We start from the raw sequence: 21,396 nt of genomic DNA, 5'->3' as shown, positions 1-21,396 counted from the left end.
AAAAAATAATGGAACATCAGGCCGGGGAACCGGTTGATCTTTTTTTACTCATTAAACAATCGACGAAGGGCATTACACAACAGGGAAGCCCTTTTATGACACTTATTTTGCAAGATAAGAGCGGTGATATCGAGGCGAAGCTTTGGGATACCGGTGAAGAGCAAGAACGTCTATATGCTGCCGCGACGATCGTCAAAGTCGGCGGAGAGGTGCATGAGTACCGAGGAAAGAACCAGTTGCGCATTAAAAGCATCCGTCCTGCAAAAGAAGAGGAAGGCGTGACAATTTCAGATCTAGTCCCTTCTTCTGCAAAAAGTAAGGAAGTCCTTTTTGAAGAGCTATTGCAATATTTCTTTGAGATGAAAAATCCGTATATCCAACGTATTACGAGACATTTATTGAAGAAGCATCAAACGGACTTCCTCGTATACCCGGCTGCGACAAGGAACCATCATGATTATGTATCGGGCTTGCTCGATCACGTCGTCTCGATGCTGAAGCTAGGCAAGGCGATTGCCGAACTGTATCCAGCTTTAAACAAAGATTTATTATACGCTGGCATTATATTGCATGATATCGGCAAGGTCGTTGAACTATCAGGCCCTATCGGCACGCAATATACGATAGAGGGGAACTTGCTCGGCCATATAACGATCATGGTGAATGAAATATCGAAAGCGGCGGATGAACTTGAAATTCAAGGGGAGGAAGTGATGCTTCTTCAGCATATGGTCTTGTCCCATCATGGAAAAGAGGAATGGGGAAGCCCGAAACGTCCAATGCTGATGGAGGCGGAAATTCTTCATTATATCGACAATATCGATGCGAAAATGAATATGCTTGGTCGGGCATTGTCCAAAACGGCGAACGGTGAATTTACAGAGCGGATTTTTCCGCTGGATAATCGATCATTTTACAAACCGAATATTGATTGAAAAAAAGGCTGCCTCAGGGGCAGCCTTTTTAGTCATTATTTTTCTTCTTTTGCGTCAGCTTTTGCAGGCAAGTAGCTGTCCAAAGCTTTTTTAAACTCATCGACTTTAATGTCGACATCAGCAGCTTTGATTAGTTCTTGAAGCTTCTCTTCGAATTGAACACGTTTCAAGCTATCTTCGATTTCAGCTTTGATTTCATCTTCTGTTTTTTCGGTTTCGGCTTTACGTGTGTCGAGCAATTCAATGATATGGTAACCGAAGCTTGTCTTTACAGGCTCACTGATTTCTCCTTTTTTAAGGGCGTAAGCTGCATCTTCAAATTCTTGGACCATTTTTCCAGGACCGAACCATCCAAGATCTCCACCTGTTTCTTGTGCAACAGGCTCAGTGGAATATTCCTTCGCTAATTTAGCGAAATCTCCACCGTCTTTCAATTTGGTCAATACTTCTTTTGCAGTCTTTTCGTCTTTAACGAGGATATGGCGTGCATGAATTTCTGTTTTCGCACGTTCTACGCCTTTTGCGATATCTTCATCGGACACTTTCAAAGACTCGATCATTTTCTTTTGAAGCATTTGAGATTTTACGTTCTTCTCAAAGAATTTTTCAGTAATTCCTTGTTGTTGGAGGTACATTTCAAAGTTTTCTCCGAAAGGTTCTTTTTGAGCTTTGATTTCCTCGTTTAGTTCCTTATCAGAGATTTTATATTCTGTTTCCAACGCTTGTTGAAGAAGCAAGTTTTCAACAACTTGTACACCAATTGCGTCCTTCATTTCTTCATATAGGTCTTCTTTTGTAATATTTCCGACTTTGGTTGTAGCGATGATTTCATCATCAGCTGCTTTTTGGTCGTTACATGCCGCTAACGTTAAAACTGAAGCTGCCATTGTTATTGCAAGGACTGTCTTTTTCATTATTTTTTCTCCCCTAACTTTTCTGTACGACAGTTGATACTATAACATAAAAACGATTATAAAACAAAAAGGTTCCTTACCGAAATGCCTATAACCAAAAAAGTCCAATGCATAGGATACAAAGAGAGAGGAGGTGCTCCAATGAGTGGATATGGCCAAGGCTCTTCTGGATTCGCTTTGATTGTTGTGTTGTTCATCTTGTTAATCATCGTCGGAGCTGCATACTTGTACTAAAAGAAAAAGTCCAACTCCCTGTTAAAAGGGAGTTGGACTTTTTCATCCTTAAACGTTCAATAAGACTTCAAGATAGAACGAAAGAATTAAGATCGTAATAAGAATATTGACGGTACGATATATTTTTGGTTGCTTTTCTTCAGGGATTTCCCGTGATTGACAAAGAGCGAATGTCATCTTGTTGATTTGGAATAAATAAAACAATGAGAACATGACAGTTACGATAAGGATCAAATCAATTCCTCCTCTTTACAGCTTCACTTCATCATAGCAGACATTTGAGGAAAATGACATTAATTTTCTTCGACGGCTTGTAATTCGGGAATATCTAGCGACTCTGTTTGGTTATGGTCCAAGGAAACTAAGTCATCGTTGAAAGAATTATCAATTCGTTTGAAGCCAAGCTCAAAGATTTCCATGAAGTCTTCTCCGTAAATATTACGTATGACAGACATGACTTCTAAGAATTCAGGAAATTTCCCATAAATACTTTTTATTGGAAGTGAACCGTCCAAGATGCCGTGTTCGGAGTCATAATAATGTTCGTTCATGCCTGTAATAAGTTCTTCACCTTCTTTGGTGACTGATACATATGTATTCCGACGATCATCTTCTTTTTTGGAGAATTGCAAGTATCCTCGTTCTTCAAGCTTTTTGGAGAAATTGAAAGCCGTGGAAACGTGCATGACGCCAAATTTTGCGATGTCAGAGATAGTGGCACCTTGGAGATGGTAGGCAATCCATAGAATATGGTGTTCATTAATATTCAAGTCATAAGGTTTTATCCATTGCTGCCAATCTTTTTCGACCGCTTTCCAAAGTGCTTTTGACATCTGGGCAACGCGTTGACTATAAATCATTGCTTCTTTTTGGGAAAACTTTTGCTCAGCCATAAGATACCTCCAACATCAAATAGTTAATCTTTTTTCATTATAGCAGGAAAACTTCAAATTAAAAAGTTGAAATTCCAAAAATACTATATATTCATAAATGATTTAATGTGGTGAAGTAGGAATGGTGAGGTTTTCCGGGCTAGTTTGAAAGGAAACGTTGTTTGAGATTCATTCAAATGAAGGTATTCGTGTTTAATTTATTTTAAAGAAAGTTGTAAATGGAATGTTAAAACCATCTATTAAGATCAAAACAATAGATGGTTTTACGCATTTTATTTAATTGGTTGACAACATAAACTTCCTTCACCTTTTTCAAGTGCAGACTTTAAACTGTTTAGTACACCCGACCAAGCCATTTGGTGCCATTCAAATGCTTCTCTCCAATTAACATCTTCTTCAAATCCTGAATGCTCAACAATAACTTTTGTAGAGTTAGTATCAACAGATTCAAAACTAACTTTTACAGTAGTTAATTCGTTATCATTATTCATTACAGAGTCAAATTGATCTGGGCCTTTCCAAGTGAATTGTAATTCCTTTTCTTCAATAAGCCTACTAATTTTACAGCCTTTCGTATTCATTCCGGTTTTATTTCCAGGAATAAAATAAAGCTCGTAAGCCCCGCCTTCTATAGCTTCTATGACTGTTTCGGGAGCGAACCATTCTGACACTCGTTCCGATATTGTCCAGGCATACCAAACTAAATGTAAAGGGGCATTAATGGTAACCTCATTAATAATGGTTCTGTCATTTGTATTGATTGTCAAAACAATTCCTCCTCATGGAAATATTTTCATATGTAGAATATCATTTATAGTGAGTTGAATAAAGAACTTTTTTAATTTGTCAACTATTCAAATGATTAATGTCGCTTAGAGGAGAGAACTTGCATTAGAATGGGGAGAGGTATTTTGAAAAAGAGAATGGGTGTTATATTATTTGCTTTGTTATTGTTAATCGGTTGCAATGACAACAACATTAAACGAAACAAAGAGTTAGAAGAAGATGTCAAATCATTTATTATTATGGTGTCAGATGATAGTGACAGCGAACTTCATTTAAGCGGTATCGTCGATTTCAACTGGGACAAGGCGTTTTTAATAACTCCATATACTTCACAAGAAGAGATAGAAAAACAAGTAGGTGTAAAGCTCAAAGACATCAGTAATATTAGTTTGCGGGATGATATCTATTTATTGATATTCATCAATAACGACAAAGTAGTTCAATATGCAGAAATAAATCGTCTGCAAACTACTTTTTCGTTAAGTGATCAAGAGTATCTTACCCCCTCAAATGATTCAATTTACATAGAAAGGTAACGGCGCAACACTTCCTGTTATTGATCTGCTTTGAGCTGGCAAGAGTTTTATCCAAATTAAGGGAGGAAAGTGAATGAAAAGAGTCAATGTTGTTTATGTGCTTTTGTTCGATGAAAATAAGGAAAAAGTATTAATGGTAAAAAATAAAGGGGAGAACTCATCTTACTATACTCTTCCTGGTGGTGCAGTAGAAGATGGTGAAACATTGGAGGAAGCCGCAATTCGTGAGGTTAAAGAAGAAACTGGAGTAGATGTTGAAGTAGACGGTATTTTAACAGTCAGTGAAGCATTTTTTGAAAAAAGAGGTCATCACACTATCCTCTTCACCTTTGTAGGGAAAATAATTGGAGGAGAATTAAACATCTCCTATCCTGAAGAAATTGAAGAAATTACTTGGATGGAACTAAATCTGGCAGAAAACTATATACATATACCAAAAGAAATGAAAGGATTAATAGTTAACAATTCCCCAGTACCATATATTTTTAGGGGAAAGGTTATTCATTGACTAACCGTTTCGTCGCAATATATAGAGAGAATAAGATTATGAAGGACATAGGGGAGAATCAAAAAAGTGATTCTAACTTAACAGGGCTACAAATAACAAACGTAAAAATACATATTTCACAAGAAAAAATCCAAAAACAATGCAAGACGATCGAATAAAATATAGTTTTACGAGAGGGATGTTTCATTCGGTAAATAGAATCGTCCAAAGCGAGCCGCTCCGCGTCCAAAGCAAGCCATCCAGCGTCCAAAGCGAGCCGCTCCGCGTCCAAAGCAAGCCATCCCGTGTCCAAAGCGAGCCGCTCCGCGTCCAAAGCAAGCCATCTCGCGTCCAAAGCGAGCTGCTCCGCGTCCAAAGCAAGCCACTCCGCGTCCAAAGCAAGCCATCCCGCGTCCAAAGCGAGCTGCTCCGCGTCCAAAGCAAGCCATCCCGCGTCCAAAGCGAGCCGCTCCGCGTCCAAAGCGAGCCATCCAGCGTCCAAAGCAAGCCGCTCCGCGTCCAAAGCGAGCCATCCCGCGTCCAAAGCGAGCCCCTCCGCGTCCAAAGCAAGCCATCCTGCGTCCAAAGCGAGCCATCCCGCGTCCAAAGCAAGCCGCTCCGCGTCCAAAGCAAGCCATCCCGCGTCCAAAGCGAGCTGCTCCGCGTCCAAAGCGAGCTGCTCCGCGTCCAAAGCAAGCCATCCCGCGTCCAAATCGAGCTGCTCCGCGTCCAAAGCAAGCCATCCCGCGTCCAAAGCGAGCTGCTCTGCGTCCAAAGCGAGCCATCCCGCGTCCAAAGCGAGCTGCTCCGCGTCCAAAGCAAGCCATCCCGCGTCCAAAGCAAGCCATCCTGCGTCCAAAGCAAGCCGCTCCGCGTCCAAAGCAAGCCATCCCGCGTCCAAAGCGAGCCGCTCCGCGTCCAAAGCGAGCCCCTCCGCGTCCAAAGCGAGCCATCCCGCGTCCAAAGCGAGCCGCTCCGCGTCCAAAGCAAGCCATCCCGCGTCCAAAGCGAGCTGCTCCGCGTCCAAAGCAAGCCATCCTGCGTCCAAAGCGAGCCCCTCCGCGTCCAAAGCAAGCCATCCCGCGTCCAAAGCAGACCTCCCAATCATAGAAAGGACCTATATTAGCTCGAAAAAAGCCAAACTCATTATAACTAGAGTTTGGCTTTCGTCATGTCTTTCACTTCTGTTGCGCTGCAATCGATTGTTCCAACTCTGCGAGCGAGTTCTGGATTGCTGAAAGTTCCTTCTCCAGCTTAAGTCTGTTAGTCTCCGTGGAGAGTTGCCATTGTTCGATTGATCCCTTAATTCCATTGACGGCTTCAGGAACTAATTCTTTCGCTTCCTTCGTCATATGAGTGATGGAATCTTTCAACTCGGAGATTTTTCCTTTAACATCTTGCAATTTATGCTTCATATCAGCTGAAGCGTTTTTAACGGACGAGCGAATTTCGCTGCCTGTTTGTGGAGTGGAAAATAACACAGTGACAGCGGCTGTCACCGAACCTGCAAGTAGCCCAGCGAGAAACGTAGATGCTTTCATGGGGGAGTGCACTCCTTTCATTTTGAATAGTATTCCTTTTCATAGTTTAATTAAAACATGGTAAACAGTTTCGGGCAAATGAAAAAAGCTTCCCCCCTCGAGGGAAAGCTTGATGTTATTAGTTTGATAATGCTGTTTTGAATGAAGTGCGTTTCAATAATGACTTAATGATCGGGGAAATGATAAAGAAGGCAACCCCATTCATTGCTATTGCAGGAAGAACGACTGTGATGAACAATAATCCGAATGGAATATTTATGCCCATAATGAAGATGGCGACAGATAGGAAAATTGTTCCGGATAACAGTGTTCCGCAGCAAGTGATGATGATTGAAACGATTAAATTGTTTGCGGCCTTTCTGAGCAGTGCAATGACTGCAAAAACGACAAAGGCTGTAATGAACTTATCGATGACATTTGGAATGAAACCACCTGGAAGGCTTGTAAAAATTCCTGAAAGCACTCCTGTCGTAGCTCCGAGTAAAAAGACGCTTCTAACATCCGGAAATAAAAAGATGCCGATGAACATCATCGTCAACATGAAGTCTGGCTTCATGCCTTCCCCATAACCTGGAATGACCAAGTACAAAGCGGCTCCCACTGCTACTAGCAGCGCCATCAACGTAAGATTTTTCGTATTCAATTCTCATCTCTCCTCAACTAGACTCTAATTTTTTGCGTTCTCCTGACGTATCCTCGTGATCGGCAGCGAAAACTTATATAAATTATACAGGTATTCTTATGGACTAGCAAGTACCATTACTTTCCGAATCGAGCTCGAATTTGTTCCGCAATTTCCTGAATCCGTTCTTGTGTGAACTCTTCCACCTTCGGATTCCAGTCCGATTGGAAGCCGTCCGTTTGATCATATCGCGGGATGAAATGCATATGGAAGTGGAATACAGCTTGTCCGGCCGCCGCTCCATTATTTTGAAGCAGGTTCATACCAGCAGGCGTGAACTCCTCTTTTAGAACGTTCGCGATTTTTGGTGCAACCGAGAATAGATGGGAAGCTTCTTCTTCGGTCATGTCATACAGATTCTCACGATGGTTTTTTGGAATAAGAAGAACATGCCCTTTCGTTACGGGCATGACGTCCATAATGGCGATAACGTGCTCATCTTCATAGATTTTCTGACTAGGAAGCGTGCCTTCTGCAATTTTACAAAAGATACATGATGTCATTTGAGGTCATCCTTTCCGATTCTAAGACTCCGTTTAGGAGAAGTATTCATTAATGACACAAGTGTAGCATATTTTCTGTTAATGCGTGAAAGATGGACAAAGCATTCCGGTTCGATGTTTGGTAAAATGGAAACAAGAATGGAGGATGACTATGGCGATTCTTGAAGTTAAAGACGTGACAGGCGGATATACACGAAAACCTGTCTTGCATGATTTATCTTTTGAAATTGGACAAGGCGAGCTTGTCGGTTTGATCGGTTTGAACGGTGCCGGAAAAAGTACGACGATCAAACATATTATCGGGCTAATGAATCCGCATGAAGGCGAAATCGCAGTGAATGGTGTCACGTTTCGTGAAAACCCTGAAGCATACCGTCAAGCGTTCACATATATTCCGGAAACACCGATCTTATATGAAGAGCTTACGCTGAAAGAACATTTAGAGTTGACAGCAATGGCGTACGGATTGGACCGGGAAGTGTTTGAGGCGCGAACTGAAATGCTATTGAAAGAGTTCATGATGGAGAAGCGGTTGAATTGGTTTCCATCGCATTTCTCAAAAGGGATGCGACAAAAAGTCATGATTCTTTGCGCGTTTTTAGTGGAACCTTCGCTATATATTATCGATGAACCGTTTGTCGGATTAGACCCGATCGGAATCCGTTCATTGCTCGATCAAATAGAAGAAAGAAAAGCGAACGGCGCCTCAGTACTGATGTCGACACATGTGCTCTCCACTGCAGAAAAGTATTGCGACCGGATTATTTTACTGCATGAAGGACGTGTAAGGGCGCAAGGGACGATGGATGATTTGCGGAAAGCCTTCAACAGGCCCAATGCTACGTTGGACGAGTTATATATTTCGATGACCGGGGATCATGATCATGAACAGTTTGCGTGAGATTTGGAGCGATCGTTTTGTCCGGTACATGACAGAACTGCAAAAGTATATGAAGTTCGTTTTCACAGGCCATTTAGCAATCGTTCTGCTCTTTACGATTGGGGCAGGCGGATACGCATACAGCGAATGGTTAAAAGAAGTGCCGTCTGAATTCCCTTCAGCGATTATCGCGGCGGTTCTAATCGGCGCAGTATTGTCCATCTGCTCGCCGGTAACATTGCTGAAGCCCGCAGACATCGTCTTTTTCCTTCCGATGGAAAACAAACTTGAAGAGTATTTAAAACGGTCGCTGCGATATTCGCTATTTTCACAGCTGCCGCTTCCATACATTTTATTTATCATTCTATTACCTTTGCTAGCAGCAACGGATGTTGCGGGAAAACCACAATTCTTATTGACTGCCATCGTCATTTTGCTCGTGAAATGGCTGTATGTCGAGACAGAATACCATTATCGCCGTGCTAATGAAGGAGAGGGGATTTGGAAAGACCGTCTCGTCCGGTTCGTGTTAGCAGCGCTGCTCATGTATGTGATGCTAGCTGGCAGTCCTTATTTTATTCCGCTCGTAGGTGTGCTTATGGCTGTCTATTATTTATTCTGGAAGAAAAGAAGTGCAGCAAATCCTTTCCCGTATGAACATTTCATATCGGTGGAGCAAAATCGTATGATGCGTTTTTATCGCTTCGCCAATTACTTTACGGACGTACCGCATTTGAAAGGGTCCGTCAGCCGTCGTGCATGGCTCGGGTTCCTATTGCGCTCTGCTCAATTCGGACAAACATCGCCTCAACGATATTTGCTTAGAAGGACTCTCGTCCGGACGGATGATATATTTTGGCTTTGGGTCAGATTGACTGTTTTATCAGTACTAGGTGTTGCTCTCATTCCGTTTCCGATTGTCGTCTATATCTTTATCGGAGCATTGGCCTTTGCATCATCCATTCAATTAGTGCATGCATTGCGCGCGGGTGATGATTTCCGAATGGATATGCTTTTCCCGGAATCGGAAAATACAAGGACACCTGCCATACGAAAAACAGTTAGCGGAGTCCAATTATTACAAGCAATTTTTGTACTTGTGACAGGTTTAATTGCAATCGGAATATCCGTAACACCGGTTATTATGGCGATCGTTGTATTCGTAGTTTCCGAAGTGACAATCCGTATGTCGAACGAGAAAACAGAAGAGATTTGATCGGCTATCCAAAAAAAGTAATAATAGAATATTCTTAAAAACCTTGCAATTGATCCCGGAATTTATGTATAATAAAAAAAAGGCATCAGGGGTGAGGGAGATGGAAAACAATTATTCATATGCCGAGTTCTTAAAAGCCGTGGGGAAAAATAGTACTTCGCTTCAAGCGGAGAGATTATTGAATGATATTTACATGGATCTATTCCTGAACCATATTCATCGAGAACAAACGAAAAAACGTCTCTTGAGGCTGATTGATCTTGCGCTTGATGAAAAGGACGAGTGCGCTTTTAACGAGCTTACGGATGAATTGGTGAAACTGGAAGAAAATTAAACAAATTTGCAGCGGGCTGCCAGCTAGTCGAAAACCGATTAGCTGAGTAGACCCGCTTTTTATTATTTCTACTGAATGGGTAAGAAGCAAATATAGCTAGTAGTATTGAAATTTATATTTGAACATACGTTCTCTTATTTCTTTGGTCTTGGCAAAGTCTATGTTAAAATGGAAATAATTCATTTGGGGAGGGGCTTCAATGGTCCGAAAATTCGATTTGCACGCTCCTTATGTTCCGTTAGGCGACCAACCTGCCGCCATTTCAAAACTTGTGGAAGGCATAAAGGAAGGCAAAAAGCATCAGACACTTTTAGGTGCGACCGGAACAGGGAAGACGTTCACCGTTTCAAACGTTGTAACGGAAGTTAATAAACCGACACTTGTCATTGCGCATAATAAAACACTTGCTGGCCAGTTGTATAGCGAGTTCAAAGAATTTTTTCCGAACAATGCAGTCGAGTATTTCGTGAGCTTCTACGATTATTACCAACCGGAAGCTTATGTGCCGCATACGGACACATATATAGAAAAAGATGCAACAATCAACGATGAGATCGACAAGCTGCGCCACTCCGCGACATCTGCGTTATTCGAAAGGAATGATGTGCTCATCGTCGCATCCGTCTCTTGCATTTACGGCCTAGGTTCGCCGGAAGAATACGGGAAGCATGTCGTTTCCCTCCGTACTGGTATGGAGATCGGCAGGAATGAGCTGCTTCGTCGGTTCGTTGATATCCAATACTCAAGAAACGATATCAATTTCACGCGTGGTACGTTCCGGGTGAGAGGGGACGTCGTGGAAATATTCCCGGCCTCCCAAGACGAAAACTGTATTCGCATTGAATTTTTTGGTGATGAAATTGACCGTATCAGAGAAGTGGATTCACTTACAGGAGAAATTTTAGGGGAACGCGAACACGTCGCCATCTTCCCGGCATCCCACTTCGTTACTGGTGAAGAGAAAATGGTGAAGGCGATTGCGAATATCGAAACCGAGTTGGAAGAAAGACTTGCCGTTTTGCGCAAGGAAGATAAACTTCTGGAAGCTCAGCGACTTGAGCAGCGCACTCGTTATGATTTAGAGATGATGCGGGAGATGGGATTCTGTTCAGGAATTGAAAACTATTCGAGGCATTTGACATTACGACCTGCGGGGGCTACCCCTTATACATTGCTTGACTATTTTCCTGATGATTTTCTGATCGTTATCGATGAAAGCCATGTCACCTTGCCGCAAATCCGAGGTATGTATAACGGTGACCAAGCGCGTAAGCAAGTATTGGTCGATCACGGGTTCCGCCTGCCTTCCGCTTTAGACAATAGACCGCTCATGTTCGATGAATTCGAGCGCTACGTCCATGAAGCGATCTACGTGTCTGCAACACCCGGTCCTTACGAGATCGAGCATACACCCGAGATGGTTGAACAGATCATCCGACCGACTGGCTTGCTTGACCCGATTATCGATGTACGGCCGATCGAAGGGCAGATTGATGATTTGATCGATGAAATCAATGAGCGTATAAAGCGTAACGAAAGGGTATTGATTACTACATTGACGAAAAAGATGTCCGAAGATCTTACCGACTATTTGAAGGATATCGGCATTAAAGTCCAATATTTACATTCGGATATCAAAACATTGGAGCGGATTGAAATCATTCGGGAACTCCGTCTTGGTAAGTACGATGTTCTCATCGGCATCAACTTGTTAAGGGAAGGGCTCGATATACCTGAAGTGTCACTCGTCGCGATATTGGATGCGGACAAGGAAGGATTCCTTCGTTCAGAACGTTCCCTCATCCAAACAATCGGACGGGCAGCTCGTAACTCCGAAGGAAAAGTCATCATGTATGCAGACCGATATACGGATTCGATGAAGAAGGCAATTGAAGAGACGAAGAGACGTCGGGAAATTCAAATGGCTTATAATGAAAAGCATGGAATCACTCCGACGACGATCAAAAAAGCAATACGTGAAGTTATTCGAGCAACTCAAGTCGCTGAAGAAGATATTTCAGCTTTGGAAAAAGTGACGAAAGGCAAGAAATTGTCGAAGGACGATAAAGTGAAATTGCTTGCGAATCTCGAGAAGGAAATGAAAGAGGCAGCAAAAGCACTTGATTTCGAAAGGGCTGCCGAATTGCGCGATACGATTTTAGAATTGAAGGCTGAAGGGTGAAAATGCGATGAAAAACACGGAAATAGTCATTCAAGGGGCAAGAGTTCACAATCTGAAAGATATTGACGTCCGCATCCCGCGTGACAAGCTTGTCGTTATGACAGGCTTGTCAGGTTCCGGGAAATCGTCTCTTGCATTCGATACGATTTACGCGGAAGGGCAAAGGCGGTATGTCGAATCGCTCTCCGCTTATGCGAGACAGTTTTTAGGCCAGATGGACAAGCCCGATGTGGACGTAATTGAAGGGTTGTCGCCTGCGATTTCAATTGATCAGAAGACGACGAGCCGCAATCCACGTTCCACTGTCGGAACAGTTACTGAAATCTATGATTACTTACGTCTATTGTTTGCACGTGTCGGCAAGCCGATCTGTCCGAATCATGGAATTGAAATTTCGTCCCAGACGATCGAGCAGATGGTCGACCGCATTATGCAGTTGCCGGAACGTTCCCGGCTTCAAATCCTTGCGCCTGTCGTATCCGGCAGGAAGGGAACGCATGCGAAGCTAATCGAGGACATTAAAAAACAAGGCTATGTCCGGATTCGCGTCAATGGGGAAGTAATCGATCTCGATGACAATATTGAGCTGAATAAAAATAAAAAACATACGATTGAAGTCGTCATTGACCGGATTGTCGTGAAGGAAGGGATTGAAGCCCGTTTAAGCGATTCACTCGAGTCGGCGCTTCGATTGGCGGAAGGAACTGTGCTTGTCGATGTGATTGGTGTCGAAGAATTACTGTTCAGTGAGCACCATGCATGTCCAATATGCGGATTCTCCATCGGCGAACTTGAACCTCGGATGTTTTCATTCAACAGTCCGTTCGGGGCTTGCCCTGATTGTGATGGTCTTGGGACGAAGCTTGAGGTTGACCCTGAACTTGTCATTCCGGACACGTCCCTCTCTTTGAAGGAAGACGCAATCGCTCCTTGGATTCCTACGAGCTCACAATACTATCCTGAACTATTGAAGACAATTTGTAAGCATTTCAAAATACCGATGGATGTACCGGTGAGCGACTTGTCTGATGAAGATCTGAACATCATTTTGTACGGTTCGAAAGATCAAAAAATCAAATTCCAATATACGAATGAATTCGGCAATACACGTGTGAACAACATCTATTTTGAAGGTGTACTCGCAAACGTGGAGCGCAGGTTCAAGGAGACGTCCTCTGATTATATTCGTGAACAAATGGAGAAATATATGGCGAGCCGCGCTTGTCCGACTTGTCACGGATACCGATTGAAAGAGGAAACACTTGCGGTTAAAGTGAATGGCACGCATATCGGAGAAGTGACTGCGTTGTCCATTACGGAAGCAGACCGTTTTTTCAGCAACCTCGTGCTTTCTGAAAAGGACATGCAAATTGCAAGATTAATATTGCGAGAAATCGCTGAAAGATTAGGATTCCTCATCAACGTCGGGCTAGACTACTTGACGTTATCGAGAGCTGCTGGCACATTGTCCGGTGGGGAAGCGCAGCGAATCCGGCTTGCGACGCAAATCGGATCCAGATTGACGGGCGTCCTTTATATTTTGGATGAGCCTTCGATCGGTCTCCATCAACGTGATAATGACCGTCTTATCGGAACGTTGCAAAGCATGCGCGATATAGGGAATACGCTTATTGTCGTAGAGCATGACGAAGATACGATGATCGCTGCCGATTATTTAATCGACATCGGACCAGGTGCAGGGGCTGCGGGAGGGCAAATCGTTTCCGCCGGCACACCGGAAGAAGTGATGAACGATCCTCAATCATTGACGGGTCAATATTTGAGTGGAAGGAAGTTCATTCCTCTGCCAATGGAACGACGGAAATCCGATGGCAGGGTCGTGTCCATCAAAGGTGCGTCCGAGAACAATTTGAAAAACGTCAACGCAGACTTCCCGTTAGGACAGTTCATTGCGGTGACAGGCGTTTCGGGCTCCGGGAAAAGTACGCTTGTCAATGAAGTGCTATATAAAGTACTTGCACAAAAGCTAAACCGCTCGAAACAAAAACCTGGCCAATTCAAGTCCGTTACAGGCCTTGAAGAGTTGGAAAAAGTGATCGATATTGACCAATCTCCAATCGGACGGACACCGAGATCGAATCCGGCGACATATACAGGGGTCTTTGATGATGTTCGGGACGTCTTTGCGATGACGAACGAGGCAAAAGTAAGAGGTTACAAGAAAGGTCGCTTCAGCTTCAACGTAAAAGGTGGCCGCTGCGAAGCTTGTCGCGGCGACGGAATTATTAAGATTGAAATGCATTTTCTGCCAGACGTATATGTTCCTTGTGAAGTATGCCATGGTAAGCGATATAACCGTGAAACGCTTGAAGTAACATACAAAGGGAAGAACATTGCAGATGTCCTTTCCATGACCGTTGAAGATGCGCTCGTTTTCTTTGAAAACATTCCTAAAATCAGTCGGAAACTGCAAACGATTGTCGATGTCGGTCTAGGCTACGTTCAACTTGGGCAGCCTGCCACGACTTTATCAGGCGGGGAAGCACAAAGGGTGAAGCTTGCATCAGAATTGCATCGACGTTCAAACGGAAAATCGTTTTATATTCTAGACGAGCCGACGACAGGTCTCCATGTCCATGATATTGAAAAGCTTCTTCACGTATTGCAACGTCTTGTCGATTCCGGAAATACCGTCCTTGTCATCGAGCATAATTTGGACGTTATTAAAACCGTCGACCATATTATCGACCTTGGGCCTGAAGGCGGGGATAAAGGCGGGCAAATCATTGCAAAGGGAACTCCTGAGAAAGTGGCAGAAAGTGAAGTTTCATACACCGGCCGCTATTTGAAGCCGATTTTGGAACGAGACCGACAAAGAATGAAAGAGCTGATCGAAGCTGCCGCTGGAAAAGAATGAAACCTTCTGATAGATGATTCGTATATATAGTAAGTGTTAAAGGAGTCTCCTCCAGTTTTGCATGAGGCGGAGGTTCCTATACGAAAAGAAATCTCAAGCATACTTAGGAGGCGGAACAATGCAGAATGAACGCAAACGTATCTTGACAATGTTGGAAAACGGCACAATTTCAATGGACGAAGCATTAACCCTTTTAGAAGCGATGGAGAAAAAGCAGCCATCGACTGACAATGGGTCTACCCAAACGACTGAAACAAAGTTTACAGGGGAAGATGCAAACCAAGATAACGCAAACGACTTTTCCGGACAATCAAAAGACAAGGATCCATCGATGGATGAATTCATTGAAGATATCCGGAAAGATTTCGTAACTGTAGGAGATCGTTTCATGCAGTTCATGCAATCCACCGTGGAAAGAATGAAAGGATTCGATTTCGATATGCCATTTGGCGGCGGTTCGACATTCCATCACACGATTGTGAAACAAGCCGATGACTTAGATGAAATTCTCGTCGACGTCGATCACGGAAGCGTATCGATTCATGCAACTGACAATCCAGAAATTCGAGCGGAATTCACCGTCAAATCGTTTAATGGACGATCTGAAGAAGATGCGAAAAAAGAATTTCTCGATAAATTGATCTTCCTTAAAGACGAAGGAAAGCTGCGTTATTTAAGTGATTTGAAATTAAGTCAGGTAACTGTCGACTTATTCATTCCAAAACAGGATTATCGTAAAGTTTCCGTAAGACTACTGAATGGTAATTTCAACTTGAAGGATATTACGGTCGATCGTCTTTATTCAAAAACAGCGAACGGAAAAGTCGATGTGGAACGTATTACTTTTAAAGAAGCTGAGTTAGAAGCTGGCAACGGATCGATTCGCTTGAACGATAGCACAGGCGATACACTTGAAGCTGAAACAATTAACGGACGCGTGTACGTATCTGGTAAAGTGAAGGATGTTGAAGCGAAATCGTTGAATGGTCATGTAGTTGTGACAACAACGGATGCTGATGCACAAAAAATCGATGCTAAAACAGTGAGCGGTTCTGTTGAGCTATATATTCCATCTGATGTTTCACTTCGTGGTGAAATCTCAACGAATATGGGACGTTTGGATCTTCAGCTGAATGATGTCAGCAAAACGACAGAACAAGAACAGTTTCTGAGCCGTACGATCATTTTCAATAAGGATGCGGAAGGCAATGCCACTCAACTCCATGTTCACGGGGAAGCGAAAACTGGCTCTGTTATTGTTTGCTATAATGTGAAGCATAATTAATGAAAAAAGACTGCCCAGAAAGTCAGTGCAAACTGACTTCTGTGGCAGTCTTTTTTGATGAAATACGTGTCTTGCTCAAGAAAGCAAATTAGCGCTCAAGAAACCAAATTGGCGCTCAAGAAACCAAATTGGCGCTCAAGAAACCAGATTGGCGCTCAAGAAACCAAATTAGCGCTCAAGAAACCGAATCCGCGCTCAAGAAACCAGATTGGCGCTCAAGAAACCCAAATTGGCGCTCAAGAAACCAGATTGGCGCTCAAGAAACCGAATCCGCGCTCAAGAAACCAAATTGGCGCTCAAGAAAACAGATTAGCGCTCAAGAAAACAGATTAGCGCTCAAGAAAACCAGATTGGCGCTCAAGAACCCAAATTAGCGCTCAAGAAACCAAATTAGCGCTCAAGAATTCTGTCCCTGCGCCCAAAGCAAGCCGCGAGTCAGATGAGCTTCTCCCGAAAAAGCCAATTCAAAATGCCGAAGCTGATCGCCCGTGCGCATTGCACGCGGTACGCTTTAGATAGTAAAAGAGCAGCCTCTTCGCGATTGGTCATGAAACCGCACTCCACTAACACGGCAGGCATCTTTGTATCCCTCAATACTGCAAAATTTGCGGTTTTTACCCCTCGGTCTTTTCGTCCGCAAGCAAGTATCAATGAGCTGTGTATTTGTTCAGCCAATATTGCGGTTCGTTTGCTTGCTTGGGGATACATATATGTTTCGATGCCATGCGCATCATTCCAATTGGAGCCATATGCATTAGCGTGGATGGATACGAATGCGTCTGCATTCAGCCTGTTGGCGATCGAAGTCCTTTCAGGCAAAGGTACATCACGTCCATTTTCATGTGAATAAATGACGTTCACCCCTTCCAGCACCAAACAATGCTTTACAATTTGCGCCACGGCAGAATTGAAGCGGAATTCAAGTAGTTTGCCATCTGGTGAGCGTTTTCCAGATGTGTTCGGTCCGTGTCCTGCGTCAAGGATAAGTAATGCCATCTTATCTCCTCCTTGCCACTTATATAGTTTGATACGTATCATTCGTGGACAAATTCGGACGAAATCATTTCAATTGAATTCGTTCATGGTAAAATGGTGGATAGGGTTTGCGTTACATAAGATCATTCGCAAAGCGGTCGAGAAATTATATAGAAAGTAGGGGAATTAATGTCGGTTGTTACAGTAGAAGACGTTCAAAATCGTTTTGGACTTGAAGTTGTTGCAGGTGTAGAAGGTATTGAACGGAAAATCCTTACGAGTGACATATCACGGCCGGGGCTTGAAATGGCCGGTTATTTTGATTTTTACTTGGCTACACGAATTCAGCTGCTCGGGAAAACAGAGCTGTCCTTTTTTAATAAACTGGATGAAGCGGATCGTCAGGATCGCATGGATCGACTCTGTTCAACTGAAACACCAGCTTTCATCATAGCGCATAATTTTGAATGTCCATTAGAACTCAAACAATTTGCAGACGAGAGAAGCATCCCCGTGCTCCAGACCGAGCATCCGACGACTAGATTCTCAGGAATGCTCACCAATTTCCTTGAAGGTCAGTTAGCTCCCATGACGACAGTTCATGGTGTGCTCGTCGATGTGTACGGCATTGGAGTTTTACTTACGGGAAAAAGCGGTGTCGGTAAAAGTGAAACCGCTTTGGAGCTTGTAAAGCGTGGTCATCGTCTAGTCGCGGATGATGCTGTGGAAATACGGCAAGTCGCAAAAAACGTCTTGATCGGAAATTCGCCGAAGCTGCTTAGGCATATGCTTGAAATCCGTGGAGTTGGTATTATCGACATGATGATGCTTTTCGGTGCAAGCGCCGTAAGGGATGACAAACGGATATTAATGGTCATCGATTTGGAGACGTGGAATCCGGATAAAGTGTATGATCGGCTAGGCATTGATGGGGAAAAGATGAAAATCATGGATTCTGATTTGACGAAGCTTACTGTTCCTGTAAAGCCGGGTCGAAACTTATCGGTCATTATCGAAGTGGCCGCTATGGATTATCGGATGAAACGATTAGGCATCAATGCGGCAGAGACATTTTCGAAAAAACTAGATATGGCAATTAGCCAAGATACAGGAAAATCTGATGAAGAGGGGATAGAGTAAACTCATGTTTGATTTACTAGCGATTGATCCGACGGCTTTCAGTCTGGGTCCAATAGATATCCGTTGGTATGGAATTCTAATAACAACTGGTATTATTCTTGCATTCATCGTCGTTCAAAAAGAGATGGTGAAGCGGGGGATGCACCCGGATTTCTTAACGGATCTGCTTATTTGGGCAGTACCGTTATCTATCATAAGTGCGAGGATTTACTATGTCATATTTTCCTGGGATTCCTATAAAGACAACCCTGCAGATGTGTTCAAAATATGGGAGGGCGGTATTGCCATCCACGGTGCATTGATAGGTGCCTTTTTAACGACATACTTTTATACGAAACGTCGAGGCATTTCATTTTGGAAAGTGGTGGACATCGCTGTACCGGGAATATTGATCGGTCAAATCATCGGTCGATGGGGAAATTTCATTAATCAGGAAGCGCATGGCGGTCCAGTTTCGCAAAGTTTTCTGGAAAACACATGGATTCCTGACTGGATTATGAATCAAATGACGATTAACGGAGTAACGTATCATCCGACGTTCCTCTATGAATCGTTGTGGAATGTTGTCGGTCTCATTATCATTTTGCTTTTGCGAAGAGTCCGGTTAAAGCGAGGCGAAATGTTCTTCTTCTATTTGACATGGTATTCAATCGGAAGATTCTTCATCGAAGGGATGAGGACGGACAGTTTGTACGGCGGAGATCTTCGCGCTGCGCAAATTGTTTCCATTATCGCCATTGTATTTTCGGTGTCAATGTTCATTTGGAGAAGATTTATAAAGAAAGTTAAAGTGGAATATCAAGATAAATAGAAGAGAGATGGGGAAATGCAAACGCTTCGAGCTGGTTTGGCCGCTGGATTAAAAACGACGTGGACATTAGGGAAAGTCATTTTCCCGATTACTCTCCTCGTCGTCATATTGCAACATACACCTGTGTTGCCTTGGGTAGTTAAGTTGATTTCACCGTTCATGGGTTTATTCGGACTGAGCGGGGAAGCAGCGATCCCGTTAGTACTTGGCAATGCACTGAATTTATATGCTGGCATTGCAGGAATCCTCTCGCTCGACCTGACCGTGAAGGAAGTTTTCATTTTGGCTGTTATGCTCAGTTTTGCGCATAATATGTTCATTGAGACGGGAGTCGCGTTAAAGGTCGGAGTGAAACTGTGGATTGTTTTAGTCGTTAGATTCGGTTTAGCTGCTTTTTCAGGCATCATTATCAACTTATTCTGGAAAGGCGGAACCGAAATTGCGCAGTATGGTATGGCGCCTGAAGTGTCCGCTGTTCCGGAAGGTTGGTTGGAAATCGGATTGCTCGGCTTACAGAAAGCGTCGTTTGGCGTTTTGCAACTTGCGCTTATTGTCATTCCGCTTATGATTATTGTTCAATTTTTGAAAGACAATAACTACTTACAGAAGTTTTCGGAGAAACTGGCACCATTTACAAAAGTCATTGGTGTTCAACCGAATGCATCAATGACATTGGTTGCCGGACTTGTTATTGGTCTTGCCTACGGGGCAGGTGTCATGATTCAAGCTGTACAGGAAGATGGCGTCAGCAAAAAGGATGCAACGCTTGCATTCATTTTCCTAATTGCTTGTCATGCGGTCGTTGAAGATACACTCATATTTTTACCTTTAGGCATACCGATCCTGCCATTGCTCATTATCCGCCTTGTCACAGCGTTTACATTGACGATCGCGGTTGCTTACTTATGGAAACAGGCAGAACGAAAAAGGGAGAAGGAGGTAACAGTTCTGAATGGATAAAATTACAACATTGTTATTTGACTTCGATGGAACGTTACTAGATACGAACGAGCTCATCATTCAAACGTTCCAAACGGTTTTGAATGCACATTATCCGGGAAGGTTTGAAAGAGAAGACATCCTGCCTTTCCTCGGACCGACGTTAAGGGAAACATTCGAAAGCATCGATCCAGAAAAAACGGAAGAACTGATGGCTGAATATCGTACATGGAATTTGGCTAATCACGATTCTTTTGTTAGTGAATTTGATGGGGTCACGGAAACGCTCAGACAGTTGAGAAATAAAGGGTTGAAAATGGCGATCGTGTCAACGAAGCGAAATGAGATGGTCATGAGAGGCTTGCGGCTCATTGAAGCGGAAGAGCTCTTTGATACGATTGTCTGTTTGGACGATGTACAACATGCGAAGCCTGATCCGGAGCCATTGTTACTTGCGATGGAACGATTGAACTCGTCCCCAAATGAAACGATGATGGTCGGCGATAATAGTCATGATATCCTCGGAGGAAAGAACGCTGGAGTTCGCACTGCTGGTGTAGCATGGTCAGCTAAAGGCGAGAAATTCATCCGTGAGCTGAAGCCTGACTTTGTTTTGCAGGATATTTCAGATTTGCTGTCGATCGTAGAAGGCGAAGAGGCTTGAGACGGACCGAGCGTTATCCTGCTGAAGGAAATGCGAACTCCCTTTGGCATATATACAAAACGGTTTCATTTCTAAAAGTGGCAAAGAACTTCGTCTTTATCCAAATCGGACGGTATACGCCTTTCATTCCGTTGAAGAATTTCATCTATCGAACATTTTTAGGAATGAAGATAGGGGAAAAGACATCATTCGCATTAATGGTCATGCCCGATACGATGTTTCCTGAGCGCATTACAGTCGGTGACAATTCAATCATCGGCTTCAATACGACGATTTTAGCACATGAATATTTGATAGAAGAGTATCGAATCGGTGACGTCATCATCGGTGATCGCGTCATGATCGGTGCGAATACGACAATCCTTCCAGGAGTGGAAATTGGAGACGGCGCAATCGTATCGGCAGCTTCACTCGTCAACCGCGACATTCCCGCCGGTGCAATGGCAGGGGGCAACCCTGTGCGGATCATTTACACTTCAGAGCAGTTGGAGGAGCGCCGAAAGACAGATAGTGATGGCTGACAAGAAATAGGATGACGGAAATGGAACTTATGATATAATGAAGCCAGCTGATTGGAGGGA

At 43.5% G+C, this 21,396-nt stretch carries 25 protein-coding genes; 16 read left to right on the top strand and 9 right to left on the bottom strand.

Annotation, left to right across the window (positions count from 1 at the left end; genetic code table 11):
- Positions 1 to 8 precede the first annotated feature (8 nt).
- On the top strand, positions 9 to 935 hold the full coding sequence (gene yhaM / locus ACR65H_RS11195; protein WP_440500390.1) for a 3'-5' exoribonuclease YhaM: 927 nt from the start codon (positions 9 to 11) through the stop codon (positions 933 to 935).
- 35 nt (positions 936 to 970) lie between these two features.
- Here the strand turns inward: yhaM and ACR65H_RS11190 are convergent, their stop codons facing one another.
- Positions 971 to 1,849, bottom strand: a complete 879-nt coding sequence (locus ACR65H_RS11190; protein ID WP_440500334.1) for a peptidylprolyl isomerase — start codon at positions 1,847 to 1,849, stop codon at positions 971 to 973.
- Between the two features lie 141 nt (positions 1,850 to 1,990).
- On the opposite strand from ACR65H_RS11190, the gene ACR65H_RS11185 reads away from it, so the two are divergent.
- Positions 1,991 to 2,083: a YjcZ family sporulation protein gene (locus tag ACR65H_RS11185; RefSeq protein WP_440500332.1), complete on the top strand. Its 93-nt coding sequence runs from the start codon at positions 1,991 to 1,993 to the stop codon at positions 2,081 to 2,083.
- Positions 2,084 to 2,131: 48 nt separating this feature from the next.
- On the opposite strand, the gene ACR65H_RS11180 is transcribed toward ACR65H_RS11185, so the two are convergent.
- The 3 genes from ACR65H_RS11180 to ACR65H_RS11170 form a co-directional block, all read right to left on the bottom strand.
- Positions 2,132 to 2,317, bottom strand: a complete 186-nt coding sequence (locus ACR65H_RS11180; RefSeq protein ID WP_060210602.1) for a hypothetical protein — start codon at positions 2,315 to 2,317, stop codon at positions 2,132 to 2,134.
- A 59-nt stretch (positions 2,318 to 2,376) separates the two neighbouring features.
- On the bottom strand, positions 2,377 to 2,976 hold the full coding sequence (locus tag ACR65H_RS11175; RefSeq protein ID WP_440500331.1) for an HTH-type transcriptional regulator Hpr: 600 nt from the start codon (positions 2,974 to 2,976) through the stop codon (positions 2,377 to 2,379).
- A gap of 272 nt (positions 2,977 to 3,248) precedes the next feature.
- Positions 3,249 to 3,743, bottom strand: coding sequence for an SRPBCC family protein (locus ACR65H_RS11170; protein WP_440500330.1), 495 nt, complete (start codon positions 3,741 to 3,743; stop codon positions 3,249 to 3,251).
- Between the two features lie 144 nt (positions 3,744 to 3,887).
- Here ACR65H_RS11170 and ACR65H_RS11165 point away from each other — a divergent pair, with 144 nt between their 5' ends.
- Together ACR65H_RS11165 and ACR65H_RS11160 are read left to right on the top strand one after the other, a co-directional pair.
- Positions 3,888 to 4,298 carry a hypothetical protein gene (locus tag ACR65H_RS11165; RefSeq protein ID WP_440500329.1) on the top strand — a complete coding sequence of 137 codons (411 nt, stop codon included), beginning with the start codon at positions 3,888 to 3,890 and terminating at the stop codon, positions 4,296 to 4,298.
- A gap of 73 nt (positions 4,299 to 4,371) precedes the next feature.
- A complete protein-coding gene (locus ACR65H_RS11160) occupies positions 4,372 to 4,806 on the top strand; it encodes an NUDIX hydrolase (RefSeq protein WP_440500328.1) in 435 nt (144 codons plus the stop codon).
- 58 nt (positions 4,807 to 4,864) lie between these two features.
- Here ACR65H_RS11160 and ACR65H_RS11155 read toward each other — a convergent pair whose 3' ends face one another.
- The 4 genes from ACR65H_RS11155 to ACR65H_RS11140 form a co-directional block, all read right to left on the bottom strand.
- Positions 4,865 to 5,875, bottom strand: coding sequence for a hypothetical protein (locus tag ACR65H_RS11155; RefSeq protein ID WP_440500326.1), 1,011 nt, complete (start codon positions 5,873 to 5,875; stop codon positions 4,865 to 4,867).
- Positions 5,876 to 5,963: 88 nt separating this feature from the next.
- On the bottom strand, positions 5,964 to 6,326 hold the full coding sequence (locus ACR65H_RS11150; protein ID WP_440500325.1) for a YtxH domain-containing protein: 363 nt from the start codon (positions 6,324 to 6,326) through the stop codon (positions 5,964 to 5,966).
- A gap of 118 nt (positions 6,327 to 6,444) precedes the next feature.
- A complete protein-coding gene (locus tag ACR65H_RS11145; protein ID WP_440500323.1) occupies positions 6,445 to 6,969 on the bottom strand; it encodes a tryptophan transporter in 525 nt (174 codons plus the stop codon).
- Between the two features lie 116 nt (positions 6,970 to 7,085).
- Entirely contained in the window at positions 7,086 to 7,511 is a 426-nt protein-coding gene (locus tag ACR65H_RS11140; protein ID WP_440500322.1) for an HIT family protein, read from the bottom strand.
- A 151-nt stretch (positions 7,512 to 7,662) separates the two neighbouring features.
- Between ACR65H_RS11140 and ACR65H_RS11135 the strand changes: the two genes are divergently transcribed.
- The 7 genes from ACR65H_RS11135 to ACR65H_RS11105 all read left to right on the top strand — a co-directional run bounded on the left by ACR65H_RS11135 (position 7,663) and on the right by ACR65H_RS11105 (position 16,619).
- Positions 7,663 to 8,412, top strand: a complete 750-nt coding sequence (locus tag ACR65H_RS11135) for an ABC transporter ATP-binding protein (RefSeq protein ID WP_440500321.1) — start codon at positions 7,663 to 7,665, stop codon at positions 8,410 to 8,412.
- Positions 8,396 to 9,607 (top strand): ABC transporter permease, encoded by a 1,212-nt coding sequence (locus ACR65H_RS11130; RefSeq protein WP_440500320.1) that lies wholly within the window; start codon positions 8,396 to 8,398, stop codon positions 9,605 to 9,607. The genes ACR65H_RS11135 and ACR65H_RS11130 overlap by 17 nt, the downstream gene beginning before the upstream one ends.
- A 100-nt stretch (positions 9,608 to 9,707) precedes the next feature.
- A complete protein-coding gene (locus tag ACR65H_RS11125) occupies positions 9,708 to 9,941 on the top strand; it encodes an IDEAL domain-containing protein (protein WP_440500319.1) in 234 nt (77 codons plus the stop codon).
- Positions 9,942 to 10,140: 199 nt separating this feature from the next.
- Positions 10,141 to 12,123 (top strand): excinuclease ABC subunit UvrB, encoded by a 1,983-nt coding sequence (gene uvrB / locus ACR65H_RS11120; RefSeq protein ID WP_440500317.1) that lies wholly within the window; start codon positions 10,141 to 10,143, stop codon positions 12,121 to 12,123.
- A gap of 7 nt (positions 12,124 to 12,130) precedes the next feature.
- On the top strand, positions 12,131 to 15,001 hold the full coding sequence (gene uvrA, locus ACR65H_RS11115) for an excinuclease ABC subunit UvrA (protein ID WP_440500316.1): 2,871 nt from the start codon (positions 12,131 to 12,133) through the stop codon (positions 14,999 to 15,001).
- 118 nt (positions 15,002 to 15,119) lie between these two features.
- Positions 15,120 to 16,286 carry a DUF4097 family beta strand repeat-containing protein gene (locus tag ACR65H_RS11110; RefSeq protein ID WP_440500315.1) on the top strand — a complete coding sequence of 389 codons (1,167 nt, stop codon included), beginning with the start codon at positions 15,120 to 15,122 and terminating at the stop codon, positions 16,284 to 16,286.
- Positions 16,287 to 16,343: 57 nt separating this feature from the next.
- Positions 16,344 to 16,619: a hypothetical protein gene (locus ACR65H_RS11105; RefSeq protein ID WP_440500314.1), complete on the top strand. Its 276-nt coding sequence runs from the start codon at positions 16,344 to 16,346 to the stop codon at positions 16,617 to 16,619.
- Between the two features lie 102 nt (positions 16,620 to 16,721).
- Here the strand turns inward: ACR65H_RS11105 and ACR65H_RS11100 are convergent, their stop codons facing one another.
- Positions 16,722 to 17,282 (bottom strand): N-acetylmuramoyl-L-alanine amidase family protein, encoded by a 561-nt coding sequence (locus ACR65H_RS11100; RefSeq protein ID WP_440500313.1) that lies wholly within the window; start codon positions 17,280 to 17,282, stop codon positions 16,722 to 16,724.
- 168 nt (positions 17,283 to 17,450) lie between these two features.
- Here ACR65H_RS11100 and hprK point away from each other — a divergent pair, with 168 nt between their 5' ends.
- The 5 genes from hprK to ACR65H_RS11075 are packed head-to-tail and all read left to right on the top strand — an operon-like array spanning position 17,451 to position 21,336.
- Positions 17,451 to 18,401, top strand: coding sequence for an HPr(Ser) kinase/phosphatase (gene hprK / locus ACR65H_RS11095; protein WP_440500312.1), 951 nt, complete (start codon positions 17,451 to 17,453; stop codon positions 18,399 to 18,401).
- A gap of 4 nt (positions 18,402 to 18,405) precedes the next feature.
- Positions 18,406 to 19,212 (top strand): prolipoprotein diacylglyceryl transferase, encoded by an 807-nt coding sequence (gene lgt / locus ACR65H_RS11090; protein ID WP_440500311.1) that lies wholly within the window; start codon positions 18,406 to 18,408, stop codon positions 19,210 to 19,212.
- 15 nt (positions 19,213 to 19,227) lie between these two features.
- Positions 19,228 to 20,172, top strand: a complete 945-nt coding sequence (locus ACR65H_RS11085; protein WP_440500310.1) for a nucleoside recognition domain-containing protein — start codon at positions 19,228 to 19,230, stop codon at positions 20,170 to 20,172.
- On the top strand, positions 20,165 to 20,815 hold the full coding sequence (gene ppaX, locus ACR65H_RS11080) for a pyrophosphatase PpaX (RefSeq protein WP_440500309.1): 651 nt from the start codon (positions 20,165 to 20,167) through the stop codon (positions 20,813 to 20,815). Before ACR65H_RS11085 ends, ppaX begins: the two co-directional genes overlap by 8 nt.
- Complete coding sequence (locus ACR65H_RS11075; RefSeq protein WP_440500308.1) at positions 20,812 to 21,336, top strand: acyltransferase; 525 nt, start codon at positions 20,812 to 20,814, stop codon at positions 21,334 to 21,336. The genes ppaX and ACR65H_RS11075 overlap by 4 nt, the downstream gene beginning before the upstream one ends.
- Positions 21,337 to 21,396: the final 60 nt, after the last annotated feature.

Source organism: Sporosarcina sp. SAFN-015 (assembly GCF_059415085.1).
The sequence above is the reverse complement of the archived record's forward strand: the minus strand, read 5'-3'. Positions and strand labels throughout refer to the sequence as shown.